The sequence below is a fragment of the Kitasatospora misakiensis genome, assembly GCF_042656005.1.
Lineage (GTDB): Bacteria > Actinomycetota > Actinomycetes > Streptomycetales > Streptomycetaceae > Kitasatospora > Kitasatospora misakiensis.
Map to the genome: position 1 here is coordinate 1 of NZ_JBHSOF010000010.1, position 14,059 is coordinate 14,059.

Below are 14,059 nucleotides of genomic sequence, written 5' to 3' on the forward strand. Positions count from 1 at the left end.
GCGCGGCGCCGCGCGGGCGTGGCCCCGGCCTCGGCCGGGTCGACGCCCGCGCAGCGGGCCACTCCCGCCGCGCCCGCCGGCTCCGGGACGGCGCCGAAGTCGGGCCCGAGCACCGGCGGCGCCCCGAGCGGGTCCGCGTCGGGCGGCTCGGGCCTGCTGGGCGGGGTGCTGGGCAGTGCGCCGCTGGTCGATCTGGCCGGCGGCGGTGCCCGCACTCCCCGTCCGGGGCCGGCCACGGCCACCTGACGGGCCGGGCGAACCGGCCCGGGAAACGGCGATCGGCCGGGTGCTCCGTGGGGGAGCACCCGGCCGATCGCCGTGCTGCGCGGGGTGCGGGTGTGCGGTGCCCGGCCTCCGGCTGGCGGGCCTCCGGCGGCTACTGCGGCGCGCGGCCGGCGCCCGCGGCGAGCTCCTTGGCGGCCTCGGTGAGGTCCTTCGCGGTGTCGATGGCGCGCCAGTAGACGCCCTGCGGCAGCTGGTAGCCGGCCAGCCGCTTGCTGCGGGCGAGCTGCGGGAAGGTGGTCCGCTCGTGGTCGCCGACGTCCGGCAGCAGCTCGGTGAACTCCGGGCTGAACACGTAGAGGCCGGCGTTGATGAGGAACGGCGAGGGCGGCGCCTCGATGAAGTCCAGGACGTTGCCGAACTGGTCGGTCTCCACCGCGCCCCACGGGATCCGCGGCCGGGCCAGCGCGAGCGTCGCGACGGCGTCCCGCTCGTGGTGGAAGGCGGCCATGTCGCGCAGGCTGAACCTGGTCCAGATGTCGCCGTTGGTGGCGTACCAGGGCTCTTCGGGGCGGGGCAGCGCCTTGGCGGCGTACTTGAGGCCGCCGCCGCGGCCGAGCGGCTCGGCCTCGACCACCGTGCGGACCCGCAGCGGCAGATCGGCCTTGTCGAGCCAGGCCTCCAGCACGTCGGCCAGGTGGCCGCAGGAGATGACCACGTCGGTGACGCCCTCGGCGGCCAGCCAGGCGAGCTGGTGGCCCAGGATCGGGGTGCCCGTGCCCGGGATCTCGACCAGCGGCTTCGGCCGGTCGTCCGTGTAGGGGCGCAGCCGGGAGCCCTGGCCGCCGGCCAGGATGACGGCCTGGGTCACCGGCACCGGGCCGAGGGCGGGAGCGGGCGGGGGAGTGGCCGTGCGGCCGGAGTCAGCGGTCATGGCTGAACAATAGGCGGGTCAGGGCCGGTTGAGCCCTCCGCTCCGGCCGGGCCGCGCCCGCGCCCGTGCCCGAGCCCGTGCCCGACTCCGGTGCTCTCCCGACCGGACGCGCCGCCGGATGCCGGGCCCGGGGCGGGTCAGCCCGAGGCGCCGGCGGCGAACGAGCCGTCGCAGACCGCGCGGGCGAAGGTCCGGGCTCGCTGGACGTCGCCCTGGTACTTGCGCACCGCAGCCTTGCCCAGCTCGGTGGCGAGCGAGCTGCAGTACGGCGTGAGCGAGGGCTGCTCACGCATCGCGCGCTCCAGCAGGTCGAGCGCGCTGCCCGGGTTGTGGGCCCGCAGCTCGTCCATGAGAGCGACGCGCAGCGCGTCCTGCGGGGCGAGCCCGTCGGGCGTCCGAGCGGTGGAGGCCGCCCGGCCGATCCCCGCGCCGTCCTCGCTGGACGCCGCGACGACCTGCTGGTCCAGCGACGTGGGCGGGGCCCACGGGACCCTGGTCACGGCGAGCGTGCCGGTGGTCACCAGGACGACGGGCAGGGTGAGGGCGACGGTCTGGCCGATTCGGCGAACTAGCTGCTTCACGCACAGGAGAGTAGCGGTGGGTGCGGGTCGGATCGCCCTCCGTTACACCATCGGGTGACAAGGTGTCCTGGTTCGTCCCCTCATCGGGTTGACGCCGTCGCCCGTCGGAGTGGCCGGGAACGGCGGGAGCCCCGCCGGACCGGTGACGGTCCGACGGGGCTCCGCGGTGTGGCGTGGGCCGGCTCAGCTGGAGAGGCGGGCGCCGGTGCTGGTGGAGAACACGTGGGTCTCGTTGGCGATCGGCACGACGTGGATCGTCTCGCCGCGGGCCGGGATCTGGCGGCCGTGCACGCGGACGACCAGGTCCTTGTCCTCGCCGCCGATCTTGGTGGTGCCGTAGACGAAGCCGTCCGAGCCGAGCTCCTCGACCACGTTGACGGTGACGGCGACGCCCTCGATGCCGCCGCTCGGGACGATCTCGAAGTGCTCCGGGCGGATGCCGACGGTCACGTTCTTGTCGGTGCCGGCGCCGGCCAGGTCCTCGCGGGAGATGTTGACGACCGAGCCGCCGAACTTCACGCCGCCGTCGACCAGCGGCACCTCGACCAGGTTCATCGCGGGCGAGCCGATGAAGCCGGCCACGAAGAGGTTGGCGGGCTTGTCGTACATGTTGCGCGGGGTGTCGACCTGCTGCAGGAGACCGCCCTTGAGGACCGCGACGCGGTCGCCCATGGTGAGCGCCTCGGTCTGGTCGTGGGTGACGTAGACGGTGGTGATGCCCAGGCGGCGCTGCAGGCCGGCGATCTGGGTGCGGGTCGAGACGCGGAGCTTGGCGTCCAGGTTGGACAGCGGCTCGTCCATCAGGAAGACCTGGGGCTCGCGGACGATCGCGCGGCCCATCGCGACACGCTGGCGCTGACCACCGGAGAGCGCCTTCGGCTTGCGGTCCAGGTAGTCGGTGAGGTCGAGGATCTTGGCGGCCTCTTCGACCTTGCTGCGGATCTCGGCCTTGTTGACGCCGGCGATCTTGAGCGCGAAGCCCATGTTCTCCGCGACGGTCATGTGCGGGTACAGCGCGTAGTTCTGGAACACCATCGCGATGTCCCGGTCCTTCGGCGGCAGGTGGGTCACGTCGCGGTCGCCGATCCGGATGGCGCCGCTGTTGACGTCCTCCAGGCCGGCCAGCATGCGGAGGCTGGTCGACTTGCCGCAGCCGGAGGGGCCGACCAGGACGAGGAACTCGCCGTCCGCGATCTCCAGGTCCAGCGCGTCCACCGAGGGCGTGGTCGCCCCGGGGTAGACACGGGTCGCCTGGTCGTACGTCACAGAAGCCATGGCTGTGCTCTCCTTCACCGGCAGGAACGTGCCGGACGATCCGAGTAAAGGGGGTGGGTGGTACCTCTCCGGCTCCGCACCGCGGTCTGAACCTCTGTGCGAAACCGGCTCCCGGCGACGCTACCCGCGCGCCCGCCACTTGTCAGCCCCCGACCGCCCGGATTTTCGGCCTCGTTTCCATCACGCCCACCCGCCGGGCCCGCCGCCCCGGGATATCCCCCCACCGCCCGCTCCCCGCCCGGTAGACTGCCCCCGGTGCCGCCGTGATCCGTCGCGGACGGTCACCATGCCTCCTTAGCTCAGCTGGCCAGAGCACCGCTCTTGTAAAGCGTAGGTCGTCGGTTCGAATCCGACAGGGGGCTCCAAAAGCGACTCCGGCCAGGCAATGGGCTCCGAACGTGATCACGTTCGGAGCCCATTGTCGATCTTGGAGCCCCCTGTCAGCTCCGTCGCGGGGGAGCGGTGCTCGCCCGGAGGATCAGCCGGGTGGGGACGAGGGTGGTGCCCTGCTCGGCGGCCTGGTTCCGGATCTGCTTCAGCACGCCTTCGACGCAGCGGCGGCCGACCTCTGCGAAGTCCTGATGGACGGTGGTCAGCGGGGGGATGAAGTCGGCGGCTTCGGCGATGTCGTCGAAGCCGACCACGCTGACGTCCTGGGGGACGCGTCTGCCGCGCTCGTGGAGGGCGCGCAGCAGTCCGAGGGCCATCTGGTCGTTGGCGGCGAAGACGGCGGTGCAGTCGGGCCGGTCCGCCAGGAGCAGGCCGGCCCGGTAGCCGGAGTCGGCGGACCAGTCGCCTCGTACGACGGCGGGTACGGCGCGGCCGGCGTCTTCGAGGACGGCCTGCCAGGCGTCGGTGCGGCGCTGGGCGGCGAAGGAGCCCTCCGGTCCCGCAAGGTGCCAGACGGTGTCGTGTCCGAGGTCGATCAGGTGCCGGACGGCCATGCGCGCGCCCTCGCTCTGGTCGGTGTCGACCACGCTGTAGCGCTTGCCCGCGTCGGAGTCGGCGACCACCACCTGGATGTGCGGTGGCAGCGAGATGGTGGCGGTGTCGAGGAGGTGGACCTCCATGATCACGATGATCCCGTCCACGGCGAGTTCGCCCAGTCTGGTGAAGGCTCCGTGCACGCCGGTCTGGGTGGGGACGGCCACCGGCAGGAGCGTGATGGCGTAGCCCTCCTCGGCGGCGGACTCGGTGATCGCCTCCAGGGTGCGGACGTTGCCCGTGGTGGAGAGGGTGAAGAGGATGACGCCCAGCGTCCGGAACTCGCCGGCTTTGAGTGCTCGGGCCGCGCTGTTGGGCCGGTAGCCCAGCTCCCTCATCGCCGCGAGGACCCGCTGGCGGGTCTCCTCGACCACGCCGGTGCTGCCGTTGGAGACCCGGGAGACGGTCTGCGAGGAGACGCCGGCAAGACGGGCGACATCCGCCATGGACGGCCCGCGCCGTCGCCGGTGTCCGCCCGCTGCGATGTCCTCGACTCCTGCGGACGTCGGGGCGCCTGCTGTGCCCACGTGTGCCTACCTGATCCTTCTGGTCTGTCCGCCGCTGCCGGGAAAAGGGAGCTGTACCGGCCTCTTGACGGTCGTCGTGCGACGGTGAAAACATCACGCTAACCCAATGTTTACGTAAACGTCCACGTCTGCGCGATCGAATGTTTGCGCAAACATCCGCCCGTGTCATCCATTCCTCCAACCCGGGACGGTCATGACGATCACCTCACCACCCGTCGCAGTGGGTCGCGGGGCCCCGCCGCGCAGGCGGAGCCGACGCGGCTTGGCCGGCTGGGGTTTCACCGGGCCGTTCCTGGCCGTGTTCGCCCTGGTCTTCCTGGCGCCCATCGCCTACTCGATCTACCTCAGCCTGTTCCAGAACCGACTCATCGGCGGCAACACCTTCGTCGGCCTCGACCACTACCAGGAGGCCTTCCGGGACCCCAAGTTCTGGTCCGGCTTCGGGCGGGTGGCACTCTTCCTGGCCGTCCAGGTCCCCGTCATGCTCGGGATCGCCCTGCTGGCCGCGCTGGCGCTGGACAGCGGACGGCTGTACGGGAAGAGCTTCTTCCGGATCACCGTCTTCCTTCCCTACGCGGTGCCGGCGGTCGTCGCCACGCTGATGTGGGAGTTCCTCTACGGCTCGCGCTTCGGTCTGGTCGGTGACATCGAACGGGCCTTCGACGTCTCACTGCCCGACCCGCTGTCGCCGAGTTATGTGCTCGCGGGCATCGGCAACATCGTGACCTGGGAGTTCGTCGGCTACAACATGCTCATCTTCTACTCGGCGCTGCGCGTCGTCCCGCACTCCCTCTACGAGGCGGCCGAGATCGACGGTGCCGGGCAGTGGCGGGTCATCACGGCGATCAAGCTCCCCGCCATCCGCGGCGCCCTGGTCATCGCGACCATCTTCTCGATCATCGGCAGCTTCCAGCTGTTCAGCGAGCCCGCCATTCTCAAGACGCCGGCGCCGAACGCGATCACCACGTACTACACGCCGAACTACTACACCTACACGCTGTCCTTCTCCGGCCAGCAACAGAACTACGCCGCCACGGTGGCGATCATCATGGGCGTCATCACCATGATCATCGCCTACGCCTTCCAACTGCGCGGCATGCGAAGGGAGGCATGACCGTGCCCACCACGACGCAAGCCGCGGCCCGGCCGCGAGTGCGCTCCGCCGCGGTTCCCCGGACGCGCCGGCGAGTCCACTCGGTCGACCGCCCCCGCCGCAGCGCCCCTCTCACCCTCCTCGGGTCCCTCGTCGTCCTCTACACCCTGGTGCCGCTGGCCTGGCTGGTGATCAGCGCGACGAAGACCCAGCAGGACCTGTTCGGCTCCCCGGGTATGTGGTTCAGCGGCCACTTCGCCCTGTGGGACAACATCCGGCAGACGCTCACCTACCACGACGGCATCTTCGGCCGCTGGCTGCTCAACACCCTGCTCTACGTGGTGCTCGGTGCCGGCGGTGCCACCTTCCTGGCCGTGCTCGGCGGCTACGGCCTGGCGAAGTTCGACTTCCGCGGCAAGCGCGCCGTGTTCGCCGTCGTCATCGGCGCCGTGGCCGTACCCACGACCGCCCTGGCCGTCCCCACGTTCCTGATGTTCAGCAAGATGGGCCTGACCGACACGCCCTGGGCTGTCATCGTCCCCTCCCTGATCTCCCCGTTCGGGCTCTACCTGATGTGGGTCTTCGCCTCCGAGGCCGTCCCCACCGAGCTGCTGGAGGCGGCACGCGTCGACGGCTCCGGCGAGCTGCGCACCTTCTTCCGGATCAGCCTTCCGCTGCTCGGCCCCGGCATCGTCACCGTGCTCCTGTTCAGCGTGGTCGCGACCTGGAACAACTACTTCCTGCCGCTGATCATGATCAAGGATCCCGACTGGTACCCGCTCACGCTCGGCCTCAACGCCTGGAACGACCAGGCCGCCACAGCCGGCGGCCAGCCCGTGTTCAACCTGGTGATCACCGGCTCCCTGCTCACCGTCCTTCCCCTGATCGCGGCGTTCCTCCTGCTCCAGCGCTACTGGCAGTCCGGCCTGGCCGCAGGCAGCGTCAAGGAGTGACCCCCGTCTGACCCCCGCCTCCTTCCGCTCTCCGATCGCTCCCACCCGACTCGATACCGGAGTAACCGAGATGAGATCCACCGCAGTTCGCCACTCCCTGCGCGGCCTCGGCCTGGTCTGCGCGGTGGTGCTCGCCGCCACCGCCTGCGGCAGCGGCTCCACCGCCGGCTCCGACTCCGGTCCGGTGTCCGCCGCCGGCCTCGACGCGGCGCTCGAGAAGGGCGGCACCATCACCGTGTGGGCCTGGGAGCCCACCCTGAAGCAGGTCGTCACCGACTTCCAGGCCAAGTACCCCAACGTGCACGTCAACCTGGTGAACGCGGGGACCGGCGACAAGCAGTACACCGCGCTGCAGAACGCGGTGCAGGCCGGCAACGGCGCACCCGACGTCGCCCAGGTCGAGTACTACGCGCTCGGCCAGTTCGCCCTCGGCAAGTCGCTCCAGGACCTCTCCAAGTACGGGGCCTCCGACCTCTCCAAGCAGTACTCGCCCGGGCCGTGGAACTCCGTCAGCATCAATGGCGGTGTGTACGCACTGCCCATGGACTCGGGCCCGATGGCGCTCTTCTACAACAAGAAGGTCTTCGACCAGTACCAGCTCAAGGTGCCCACCACCTGGGACGAGTACCTCGACGACGCCCGGAAGCTGCACGCCGCCAACCCGAACGCCTACATCACCAACGACGCCGGCGATGCCGGCTTCACCACCAGCATGATCTGGCAGGCCGGCGGTCACCCCTACAAGGTGAACGGCACCAAGGTCTCCGTCGACTTCACCGACCCGGGCAGCGCGAAGTTCGCCGACACCTGGCAGAAGCTGCTCTCCGACCGCCTCGTCGCGCCCGTCACCTCGTGGAGCGACCAGTGGTACAAGGGCCTCGGTGACGGCACCATCGCCACCCTCGCCCTCGGTGCCTGGATGCCCGCGAACCTCGCCTCCGGCGTTCCCTCGGCCGCGGGTGACTGGCGTGTCGCCCCGCTGCCGCAGTGGCAGCAGGGCCAGACCGCCAGCTCCGAGAACGGCGGCAGCTCGCTCGCGCTCATGAAGTCCAGCGCCAACCAGGACCTCGCGTACGCCTTCCTGAAGTTCGCGAACGCCGGCGAGGGCGTCCAGGACCGGATCAAGGGCGGAGCCTTCCCCGCCACCACGGCCGACCTCGACTCGCCGGCCTTCCTCGACACCGCCTTCCCGTACTTCGGCGGCCAGCAGGCCAACAAGATCTTCTCCGACTCGGCCAAGAACGTGGCGACCGGCTGGCAGTACCTCCCCTACCAGGTCTACGCCAACTCGATCTTCAATGACACGGTCGGCAAGGCCTACGTCTCCGGCACCACGCTGTCCTCCGGCCTGAAGGCCTGGCAGGACTCCTCCCTCAAGTACGGCAGCGAGCAGGGATTCAGCACCGGCAAGTAAGGCCGGCCGAACGCCCGGCGGCACGCCACGACGCGCGGCGCCGGGCCCCCGACGACACACGGAGCACCCAGCACCATGCCCGTTCTGCAGATCGAAGGCGACGACTTCACCCTCGACGGCGAGCCGTTCCGGATCATCTCCGGCGGCCTCCACTACTTCCGCGTCCACCCCGACCACTGGGCCGACCGCCTGCGCAAGGCGCGGCTGATGGGCCTCAACACGGTGGAGACCTACGTCCCGTGGAACCTCCACCAGCCGCGGCCCGACACCTTCCGGCTCGACGCCGGGCTCGACCTCCCCGCCTTCGTCGACCTCGCCGCCGCCGAAGGGCTCCACGTCCTGCTGCGCCCCGGCCCGTACATCTGCGCCGAATGGGAGGGCGGCGGCCTGCCCTCCTGGCTGCTGGCCGACCCCGACATCCGCCTGCGCAGCCAGGACCCGAAGTACCTCGACGCCGTCGAGGGCTACTTCGCGCAACTGCTGCCCCCGCTGCTCGACCGGCTGGCGACCCGCGGCGGCCCGGTCCTGGCGGTCCAGGTGGACAACGAGTACGGCGCCTACGACGACGACGCCGCGCACCTGGCCCACCTCGCCGAACTCCTGCGCCGGCTGGGCGTCGACGTCCCCCTGTTCACCTGCGACCAGCCCTCCGACCTCGGACGCGGAGCGGTCCCCGGCACGCTCGCGACCGTCAACTTCGGCAGCCACTCCCTGCGCGGCCTCGCCGCCCTGCGCGCCCACCAGCCCACCGGCCCGCTGATGTGCGGCGAATTCTGGAACGGCTGGTTCGACCGCTGGGGCGGTCGCCACGTGGTCCGCGATCCGGGCCAGGCCGCCGAGGAGTTGGACGACCTGCTGTCGACCGGAGCCTCGGTCAGCCTGTACATGTTCCACGGCGGCACCAGCTTCGGCTTCACCAACGGTGCCAACGACAAGCACACCTACCGCCCCACCGTCACCTCCTACGACTACGACGCCCCCCTCGACGAGGCCGGCGACCCCACCGAGAAGTACGACGCGTTCCGCAAGGTCATCGCCAAGTACGCCACCGTACCCGCGGCTCCGCTCCCCGACCCGGCCGCGAAGTTCACCGCACCCGGCATCGCCCTGACCGAGAGCGCGCCGCTGTTCGACAACCTGCCGTCCCTGGGCGTCCCGGTGCCCTCCGAACGCCCGCTGACCATGGAACAGCTCGGCCAGGACTTCGGGTTCGTCCTCTACGAGGCCGTCCTGCCCGTGGACGGTCCCGTCCTGCTGGAAGTGGACGAAGTCCGCGACCGCGCCCAGGTCTTCGTCGACGGACAGCCGGTGGGCGTCCTGGAGCGCGAGAACCACGAGCACGCCATCGCCCTCACCAGTCCGCGCGCGGGCAGCGTCCTGCGCCTGCTGGTCGAGAACCAGGGGCGGGTCAACTACGGGCCGGGCATCCACGACCGCAAGGGACTCCTCGGGCACGTCCGTCTCAACGGCGCCGAACTCACCGGCTGGACCAGCCGCCCGCTTCCGCTGCACTCGCTCGACGAGCTCGCCTTCACCGGCACGGCGCCCACCGTCGGCCCGACCTTCCACCGCGGTGCGTTCGACGTCGACGTCCCCGCGGACACCTTCGTCCACCTCCCGGGCTGGACCAAGGGCAACGTCTGGGTCAACGGCTTCCACCTCGGCCGGTTCTGGTCCCGAGGCCCCCAACGCTCCCTCTACGTACCCGGCCCCGTCCTGCGCCCGGGGTCGAACGAGATCACCGTGCTGGAGTTGCACGCCGCCCACCTCGCCCGCACCGTCGACCTGCGCGCGGAACCCGACCTCGGCCCGACCGACGAATAGCACCGCGAGCACCGCCGACGGGCATCGGCCACCAAGCGGGATCTCGGTGGATCCCGGTACCCGTCGGCGTGGCGCGAGGTTCAGCCCGGTGCGGCGCGCAGGACGGTGTCGCGTCGGCCCGCCGGCAGCCGGCGGTCGGTATGATGACTGGTATGGCAACGAAGAAGTACACGGTGACGCTGCCTGAGGAGCTGGCGGAGGAGATCCGCGCCGAGGTGGGGTCGGGCGGGTTCAGCCGGTACGTCGCGCAGGCCATAGAGCGTCAGCGCGAGCGGGACCACCTGCACGAGTTCGTCGGCTGGTGGGAGGGCGAGCACGGTGAGGTGACCGACGCGGAGCTGGCGGCCGCGGAGGCGGAGAGGCTCTCGCTCCAACGGCAGCACGCGGAGCGCAAGGCCCGTTCGGCGCCCCGGCGCAAGGCGGGTTGATGTCCGAGCTCGTCTATGTGCTCGACAGCGAGGGCTTGTCCCAAGCCGTTCTCGGGCACCGCGCGATGGGTGCCCGGCTGAAGGACGCGGATCGATCCGGCATCCGGGTGGTGACCACGTCGATGACGCTCGTCGAGGCCTATCACGGGCGCGTCAAGAAGGCCGCGTGGGCATGGACCCTCTCAAAGATCGCGGTGGAACCGGTGACGAGGGAGATCGCGGAGGAGGCGATCGAGCTGCTGGAGACGGCCGGTCTGCACGGGCACAAGTACGCCATCGACGCCGCTCTCGCCGCAGTGGCGCTGCGTCAGCGTGGCGACGTCACGATCTTCACCTCCGACGAGGAGGACATGGGACTTCTCTGCGGGGATCGTGTCGTTGTCAGCGGGATCTGAAGGAAAAGCGCAGGTCGTCGGTTCGAATCCGACGTGGGGGCTCCGCAGGTCCTCGGTGAAGGCCCCCCGGTGTGCAGCCGGGGGGCCTTCGGCGTTCTGTCAGGGTCGGGGGCGGAGGTGGCGGAGGGTGTGGGTGGGGGTGTGGGTGGTGAAGAGTTCGGCGGCGCGGCGGTAGGAGAGGCGGGCGCGGCCGGTGTGGGGGCAGCGGTCGGCGGCGGGGGTGGTGGCCGGGGCGCGGCGGTCGGTGAGGAAGAGCGGGCCGGAGGGGCGGCCGGCGAGGTGTGGGGGGAGCAGGCGGGCGGTGCCGGCCTGCCAGGTCAGGGGCGGGGCCGAGGGGTGGGTGCGGCGGTGCGGGAGGTCGAGGTCGTCGACGTCCAGGGCGAGCACGGTCTCGACGGGGGCGCCGCTCTCGTGGAGGAGTCGCCAGAGGAGCTGTTCGCGGAGCGGGACGCGTAGGGCGAACAGGGCGCGGAGCTGCTCGGGGGTGAGCGCGGCGGGGCCGTGGCCGGGGTCCGGGAGCGGGCGGGGGCGGAGGCCGTCGGTGGGGTCGGTGTCGATCCAGCCCTGGTCCCGCCACCAGGTGACGGCGGCGCGCAGGGTGGAGAGCTCGCGATTGAGGGTGCGCGGGTCGGTTTCGGCGGAGCGGCGGTCGACGGCGGCCCGCAGCCGGTCGGCGGCCTCGGGGTGGTCGAGCAGCGCGAGCGGGAGGACGGGCGGGCCGGCGCGGCGCCGTTCCGGTCCGGTCGGGGCGGGCCGGTCGGCGAGCGCCCAGGCCCAGGTGCGCAGGGCGATCCGGTAGACGCGGCGGGAGCCGTCGCCGAGCCCGACGGCGGCCAGGTAGCGCTCGACGGCGACCGCGTACTCGACCGGGGGAAGGGGAGCCATCCGGCGTCTTCTTTCCGCAGTAAATGATAGGAGGAGGGGTGCGGGAAAGAATAGCCGAGAGCGCAGTAAAGTGCAGGTGGGGGAGGTTGGTGAGCGGTATTTACTGCGATAGGGGGGTTAGTGGCGTAAATTGATACGGAAAGACTCAAGTATTTTTCCAGAAAGCCTTGTCGACGGCCGCCGCCGGTGGGCAGACTGGGCGGCCATGACAGGGGAGACGAAGCGGGTCCCGGACCGCCGTCGACGGCTGCTGAGCCGTCCGGCCGTGCTGGGTGAACGCGACTTCAGGTGGTTCTTCGTCGGCTACGCGACCTCGCTGGTCGGTTCCTCCATGGCGCCGGTGGCGGTGGCGTTCGCGGTGCTCGACGGCGGGGGCGGCGGGTCGGATCTCGGCCGGGTGATGGCCGCCCGGGTCCTGCCGATCGTGCTGGTGCTGCTGGTCGGCGGCGTGGTGGCGGACCGGCTGGGCAGCCGCCGGGTGATGCTGGCCGCCGATGTGCTGCGCTGCGCGGTGCAGGCCGGGTTCGCGGCGGTGCTGGCCACCGGGCACGCGTCGGTCTGGGTGATGGTGGCGCTGGTCGCCGTCTGGGGGCTGGGCGAGGGGGTGTTCCTGCCGGCCCTGGGCGCGCTGGTGCCCGCCCTGGTGCGCCGCGAGGAGCACCTGTCGGACGCCAACACCCTGCTGGGGCTGGCGCGTTCGGTGTCGACGGTGGCCGGCCCGGCGCTCGCCGGGGTGATCACGGCCGGGTACGGCCCGGGAGCGGTGCTGCTGATCGACGCGGTGACGTACGGGGTCGGCGCGCTGGCGCTGGCCCGGCTGTCCGCCGCGCTGCCGGACGCGGCGGACGCGGCGGCCGGGGCGGACGCGGCCCGCGAAAAGGGGTCGATGCTGGCCGATCTCCGGGACGGCTGGACCGAGTTCGCCTCCCGGCGGTGGCTCTGGGTGACCACCCTCCAGATGGCGCTGTTCAATCTGCTGGTCTGGGCGCCGTTCCTGGTGCTGGGGCCGCTGACCGCGCAGCGCGAGCTGGGCGGGGCGCGGGCCTGGGGGCTGGTGATGGGCGTGTACGGGGTCGGGGCGGTGCTCGGCGGACTGCTGATGCTGGGGCGCCGGCCCGGGCGGCCGCTCGCGGTGGCGACGGTGGCGACCCTCGGCTGGGCGCTGCCCTCGGCGGTGCTCGCGGCGGGGCTGCCGCTGGGCTGGACGGTGGCGGCGGCGCTGGTGGCGGGGGCCGGGTCGGCGGTCTGCGGCTCGTTGTACGGCTCGACGCTGCAGAGTTGGGTGCCGGCCGAGGCGCTGGCGCGGGTGACGGCCTTCGGCGGTCTCGGCGCGTTCGTGCTGGGGCCGCTCGGCCTGGCGGCGGCCGGGCCGCTGGCCGACCGGGTGGGGGTGTCGGCCGTGCTGGCCTTCGGCGCCGGCTGGCAACTGGTGGCCGGGCTGGTGGTGTTGGCGATGCCCGCGGTGCGCGGCCGGCGCTGGACGGAACCGGGGGATCCGGGGGCCCGGAGTGCGCCGGTGCCCGGGAGTGAGGAGGTGCGGCCGGCCCCGTCCGCGGCGGGTGCCGGGTGAGCCGGGCGGTCGTACCGTGGAGGGGTGCGGGGGTGAACGGAGGAGGCAGACCATGCCCGGTTCTCTCACCATCAGCCACCACGAGGCGGCCGCTTCCCTGGACCACACGGACGCCGTGCGGCTCGCCGGCGTCCTGGACGAGCTCGCGTACCTGCTGGAGATCCCGGGGCCGAACCGGATCAACGACGCCCAGCTCGCCGCCCTCTGCGAGGGCCGCACCGCCGACCGGGCCGAGCTGGCGGACTGGTCGCGGACGATCGCCGCGGAGCTGAAGGGGCGGCGCCCCTGACCGCGAACCCGGCGGAGCACCCGCCCGGCCCGCCGTACGATGGCGCGCGGGGCGGGTGGCCCGCGCGCCCGTGGGCGGACGCGGCCGGTGCGCTGGACAGGACGGCGGAAGGCAGGGGGGAAGACGTGGCGGGGAGGACGACGGCGCCGTTGTCCTGGCTGACGGTGGAGACGCCGCTGCCGAGCGGCGCGCTGCACGTCGCGGTGACCGCGCAGGGCGTGGCGGCGATCGGCTACCACGGCCGGGAGGGCGAACTGCCCCACTGCACCGACGAGTCGAAGATCGCCGCGGTCACCGGCCGGATCGGCGAGTACCTGGCGGGCCGGCGGCGGGAGCTGGACCTGCCGATCGACTGGAGCCTGAGCTCCGGTCCGCACCGGGTGGTGCTGCAGACGCTGTTCCACCAGGTGCCGTACGGGCGGACCGTCACGTACGGCGAACTCGCTGCCCGCAGCGGGGTGTTCGCCGACGTCGAGGAGCCCGGGCTGGCGGCCCGCACGGTCGGCCAGATGATGGCCGCCAATCCCGTCGCCCTGCTGGTGCCCTGCCATCGGGTGGTGGCGGCGGACGGGATCGGCGGCTTCGGCGGCGGCCGGGTGGGGATCGAGGTGAAGCGCTGGTTGCTCACCCTGGAGGGCGTGCTGGAGCCGACCCTGGACTGGAACGGCCCGCTGTAGAACGGCCC

At 71.9% G+C, this 14,059-nt stretch carries 14 protein-coding genes, 1 tRNA gene and 1 pseudogene; 11 read left to right on the forward strand and 5 right to left on the reverse strand.

Annotated elements, in window-relative coordinates; translation table 11 throughout:
- Window positions 1-246 (forward strand): annotated as a pseudogene (locus ACFP3U_RS10530) (hypothetical protein); the annotation flags it as partial.
- A gap of 130 nt (window positions 247-376) precedes the next feature.
- On the opposite strand, the gene ACFP3U_RS10535 reads toward ACFP3U_RS10530, so the two are convergent.
- The 3 genes from ACFP3U_RS10535 to ACFP3U_RS10545 all read right to left on the reverse strand — a co-directional run bounded on the left by ACFP3U_RS10535 (window position 377) and on the right by ACFP3U_RS10545 (window position 3,012).
- On the reverse strand, window positions 377-1,156 hold the full coding sequence (locus ACFP3U_RS10535) for a nucleotidyltransferase family protein (protein ID WP_380225079.1): 780 nt from the start codon (window positions 1,154-1,156) through the stop codon (window positions 377-379).
- A gap of 137 nt (window positions 1,157-1,293) precedes the next feature.
- Window positions 1,294-1,737 carry a hypothetical protein gene (locus tag ACFP3U_RS10540; protein WP_380225080.1) on the reverse strand — a complete coding sequence of 148 codons (444 nt, stop codon included), beginning with the start codon at window positions 1,735-1,737 and terminating at the stop codon, window positions 1,294-1,296.
- A 183-nt stretch (window positions 1,738-1,920) separates the two neighbouring features.
- Window positions 1,921-3,012, reverse strand: coding sequence for an ABC transporter ATP-binding protein (locus ACFP3U_RS10545; protein ID WP_380225081.1), 1,092 nt, complete (start codon window positions 3,010-3,012; stop codon window positions 1,921-1,923).
- A gap of 288 nt (window positions 3,013-3,300) precedes the next feature.
- Between ACFP3U_RS10545 and ACFP3U_RS10550 the strand changes: the two genes are divergently transcribed.
- Window positions 3,301-3,377 (forward strand) — tRNA-Thr (locus ACFP3U_RS10550).
- Between the two features lie 75 nt (window positions 3,378-3,452).
- Here ACFP3U_RS10550 and ACFP3U_RS10555 read toward each other — a convergent pair.
- Complete coding sequence (locus tag ACFP3U_RS10555; RefSeq protein ID WP_380225082.1) at window positions 3,453-4,442, reverse strand: LacI family DNA-binding transcriptional regulator; 990 nt, start codon at window positions 4,440-4,442, stop codon at window positions 3,453-3,455.
- 274 nt (window positions 4,443-4,716) lie between these two features.
- Here ACFP3U_RS10555 and ACFP3U_RS10560 point away from each other — a divergent pair, with 274 nt between their 5' ends.
- The 6 genes from ACFP3U_RS10560 to ACFP3U_RS10585 all read left to right on the forward strand — a co-directional run bounded on the left by ACFP3U_RS10560 (window position 4,717) and on the right by ACFP3U_RS10585 (window position 10,630).
- A complete protein-coding gene (locus ACFP3U_RS10560; RefSeq protein WP_380225083.1) occupies window positions 4,717-5,637 on the forward strand; it encodes a carbohydrate ABC transporter permease in 921 nt (306 codons plus the stop codon).
- A complete protein-coding gene (locus tag ACFP3U_RS10565; protein WP_380225084.1) occupies window positions 5,634-6,569 on the forward strand; it encodes a carbohydrate ABC transporter permease in 936 nt (311 codons plus the stop codon). The genes ACFP3U_RS10560 and ACFP3U_RS10565 overlap by 4 nt, the downstream gene beginning before the upstream one ends.
- Window positions 6,570-6,639: 70 nt before the next feature.
- On the forward strand, window positions 6,640-7,983 hold the full coding sequence (locus tag ACFP3U_RS10570) for an ABC transporter substrate-binding protein (RefSeq protein WP_380225085.1): 1,344 nt from the start codon (window positions 6,640-6,642) through the stop codon (window positions 7,981-7,983).
- A 75-nt stretch (window positions 7,984-8,058) separates the two neighbouring features.
- Entirely contained in the window at window positions 8,059-9,807 is a 1,749-nt protein-coding gene (locus tag ACFP3U_RS10575) for a glycoside hydrolase family 35 protein (protein ID WP_380225086.1), read from the forward strand.
- A gap of 152 nt (window positions 9,808-9,959) precedes the next feature.
- Window positions 9,960-10,235 carry a hypothetical protein gene (locus tag ACFP3U_RS10580; RefSeq protein WP_380225088.1) on the forward strand — a complete coding sequence of 92 codons (276 nt, stop codon included), beginning with the start codon at window positions 9,960-9,962 and terminating at the stop codon, window positions 10,233-10,235.
- Window positions 10,235-10,630, forward strand: a complete 396-nt coding sequence (locus ACFP3U_RS10585; RefSeq protein ID WP_380225089.1) for a PIN domain-containing protein — start codon at window positions 10,235-10,237, stop codon at window positions 10,628-10,630. The genes ACFP3U_RS10580 and ACFP3U_RS10585 overlap by 1 nt, the downstream gene beginning before the upstream one ends.
- Before the next feature lie 99 nt (window positions 10,631-10,729).
- Here the strand turns inward: ACFP3U_RS10585 and ACFP3U_RS10590 are convergent, their stop codons facing one another.
- Window positions 10,730-11,515, reverse strand: coding sequence for a hypothetical protein (locus tag ACFP3U_RS10590; protein ID WP_380225090.1), 786 nt, complete (start codon window positions 11,513-11,515; stop codon window positions 10,730-10,732).
- A 205-nt stretch (window positions 11,516-11,720) separates the two neighbouring features.
- On the opposite strand from ACFP3U_RS10590, the gene ACFP3U_RS10595 reads away from it, so the two are divergent.
- The 3 genes from ACFP3U_RS10595 (at window position 11,721) to ACFP3U_RS10605 (ending at window position 14,051) form a co-directional block, all read left to right on the forward strand.
- Window positions 11,721-13,085, forward strand: a complete 1,365-nt coding sequence (locus ACFP3U_RS10595) for an MFS transporter (RefSeq protein ID WP_380225091.1) — start codon at window positions 11,721-11,723, stop codon at window positions 13,083-13,085.
- 52 nt (window positions 13,086-13,137) lie between these two features.
- Window positions 13,138-13,374, forward strand: coding sequence for a hypothetical protein (locus tag ACFP3U_RS10600; protein WP_380225092.1), 237 nt, complete (start codon window positions 13,138-13,140; stop codon window positions 13,372-13,374).
- Between the two features lie 149 nt (window positions 13,375-13,523).
- Window positions 13,524-14,051, forward strand: a complete 528-nt coding sequence (locus ACFP3U_RS10605) for a methylated-DNA--[protein]-cysteine S-methyltransferase (protein WP_380225093.1) — start codon at window positions 13,524-13,526, stop codon at window positions 14,049-14,051.
- Window positions 14,052-14,059: the final 8 nt, after the last annotated feature.

Excerpts from the sequence above, each read along its gene's own strand:
- ACFP3U_RS10560 (WP_380225083.1), top strand. The coding sequence starts at position 4,717 with ATGACGATCACCTCACCACCCGTCGCAGTGGGTCGCGGGGCCCCGCCG.
- ACFP3U_RS10565 (WP_380225084.1), top strand. The coding sequence starts at position 5,634 with ATGACCGTGCCCACCACGACGCAAGCCGCGGCCCGGCCGCGAGTGCGC.
- ACFP3U_RS10580 (WP_380225088.1), top strand. The coding sequence starts at position 9,960 with ATGGCAACGAAGAAGTACACGGTGACGCTGCCTGAGGAGCTGGCGGAG.
- ACFP3U_RS10570 (WP_380225085.1), top strand. The coding sequence starts at position 6,640 with ATGAGATCCACCGCAGTTCGCCACTCCCTGCGCGGCCTCGGCCTGGTC.
- ACFP3U_RS10535 (WP_380225079.1), bottom strand. The coding sequence starts at position 1,156 with ATGACCGCTGACTCCGGCCGCACGGCCACTCCCCCGCCCGCTCCCGCC.
- ACFP3U_RS10575 (WP_380225086.1), top strand. The coding sequence starts at position 8,059 with ATGCCCGTTCTGCAGATCGAAGGCGACGACTTCACCCTCGACGGCGAG.
- ACFP3U_RS10585 (WP_380225089.1), top strand. The coding sequence starts at position 10,235 with ATGTCCGAGCTCGTCTATGTGCTCGACAGCGAGGGCTTGTCCCAAGCC.
- ACFP3U_RS10590 (WP_380225090.1), bottom strand. The coding sequence starts at position 11,515 with ATGGCTCCCCTTCCCCCGGTCGAGTACGCGGTCGCCGTCGAGCGCTAC.
- ACFP3U_RS10600 (WP_380225092.1), top strand. The coding sequence starts at position 13,138 with ATGCCCGGTTCTCTCACCATCAGCCACCACGAGGCGGCCGCTTCCCTG.
- ACFP3U_RS10555 (WP_380225082.1), bottom strand. The coding sequence starts at position 4,442 with ATGGCGGATGTCGCCCGTCTTGCCGGCGTCTCCTCGCAGACCGTCTCC.
- ACFP3U_RS10545 (WP_380225081.1), bottom strand. The coding sequence starts at position 3,012 with ATGGCTTCTGTGACGTACGACCAGGCGACCCGTGTCTACCCCGGGGCG.
- ACFP3U_RS10595 (WP_380225091.1), top strand. The coding sequence starts at position 11,721 with ATGACAGGGGAGACGAAGCGGGTCCCGGACCGCCGTCGACGGCTGCTG.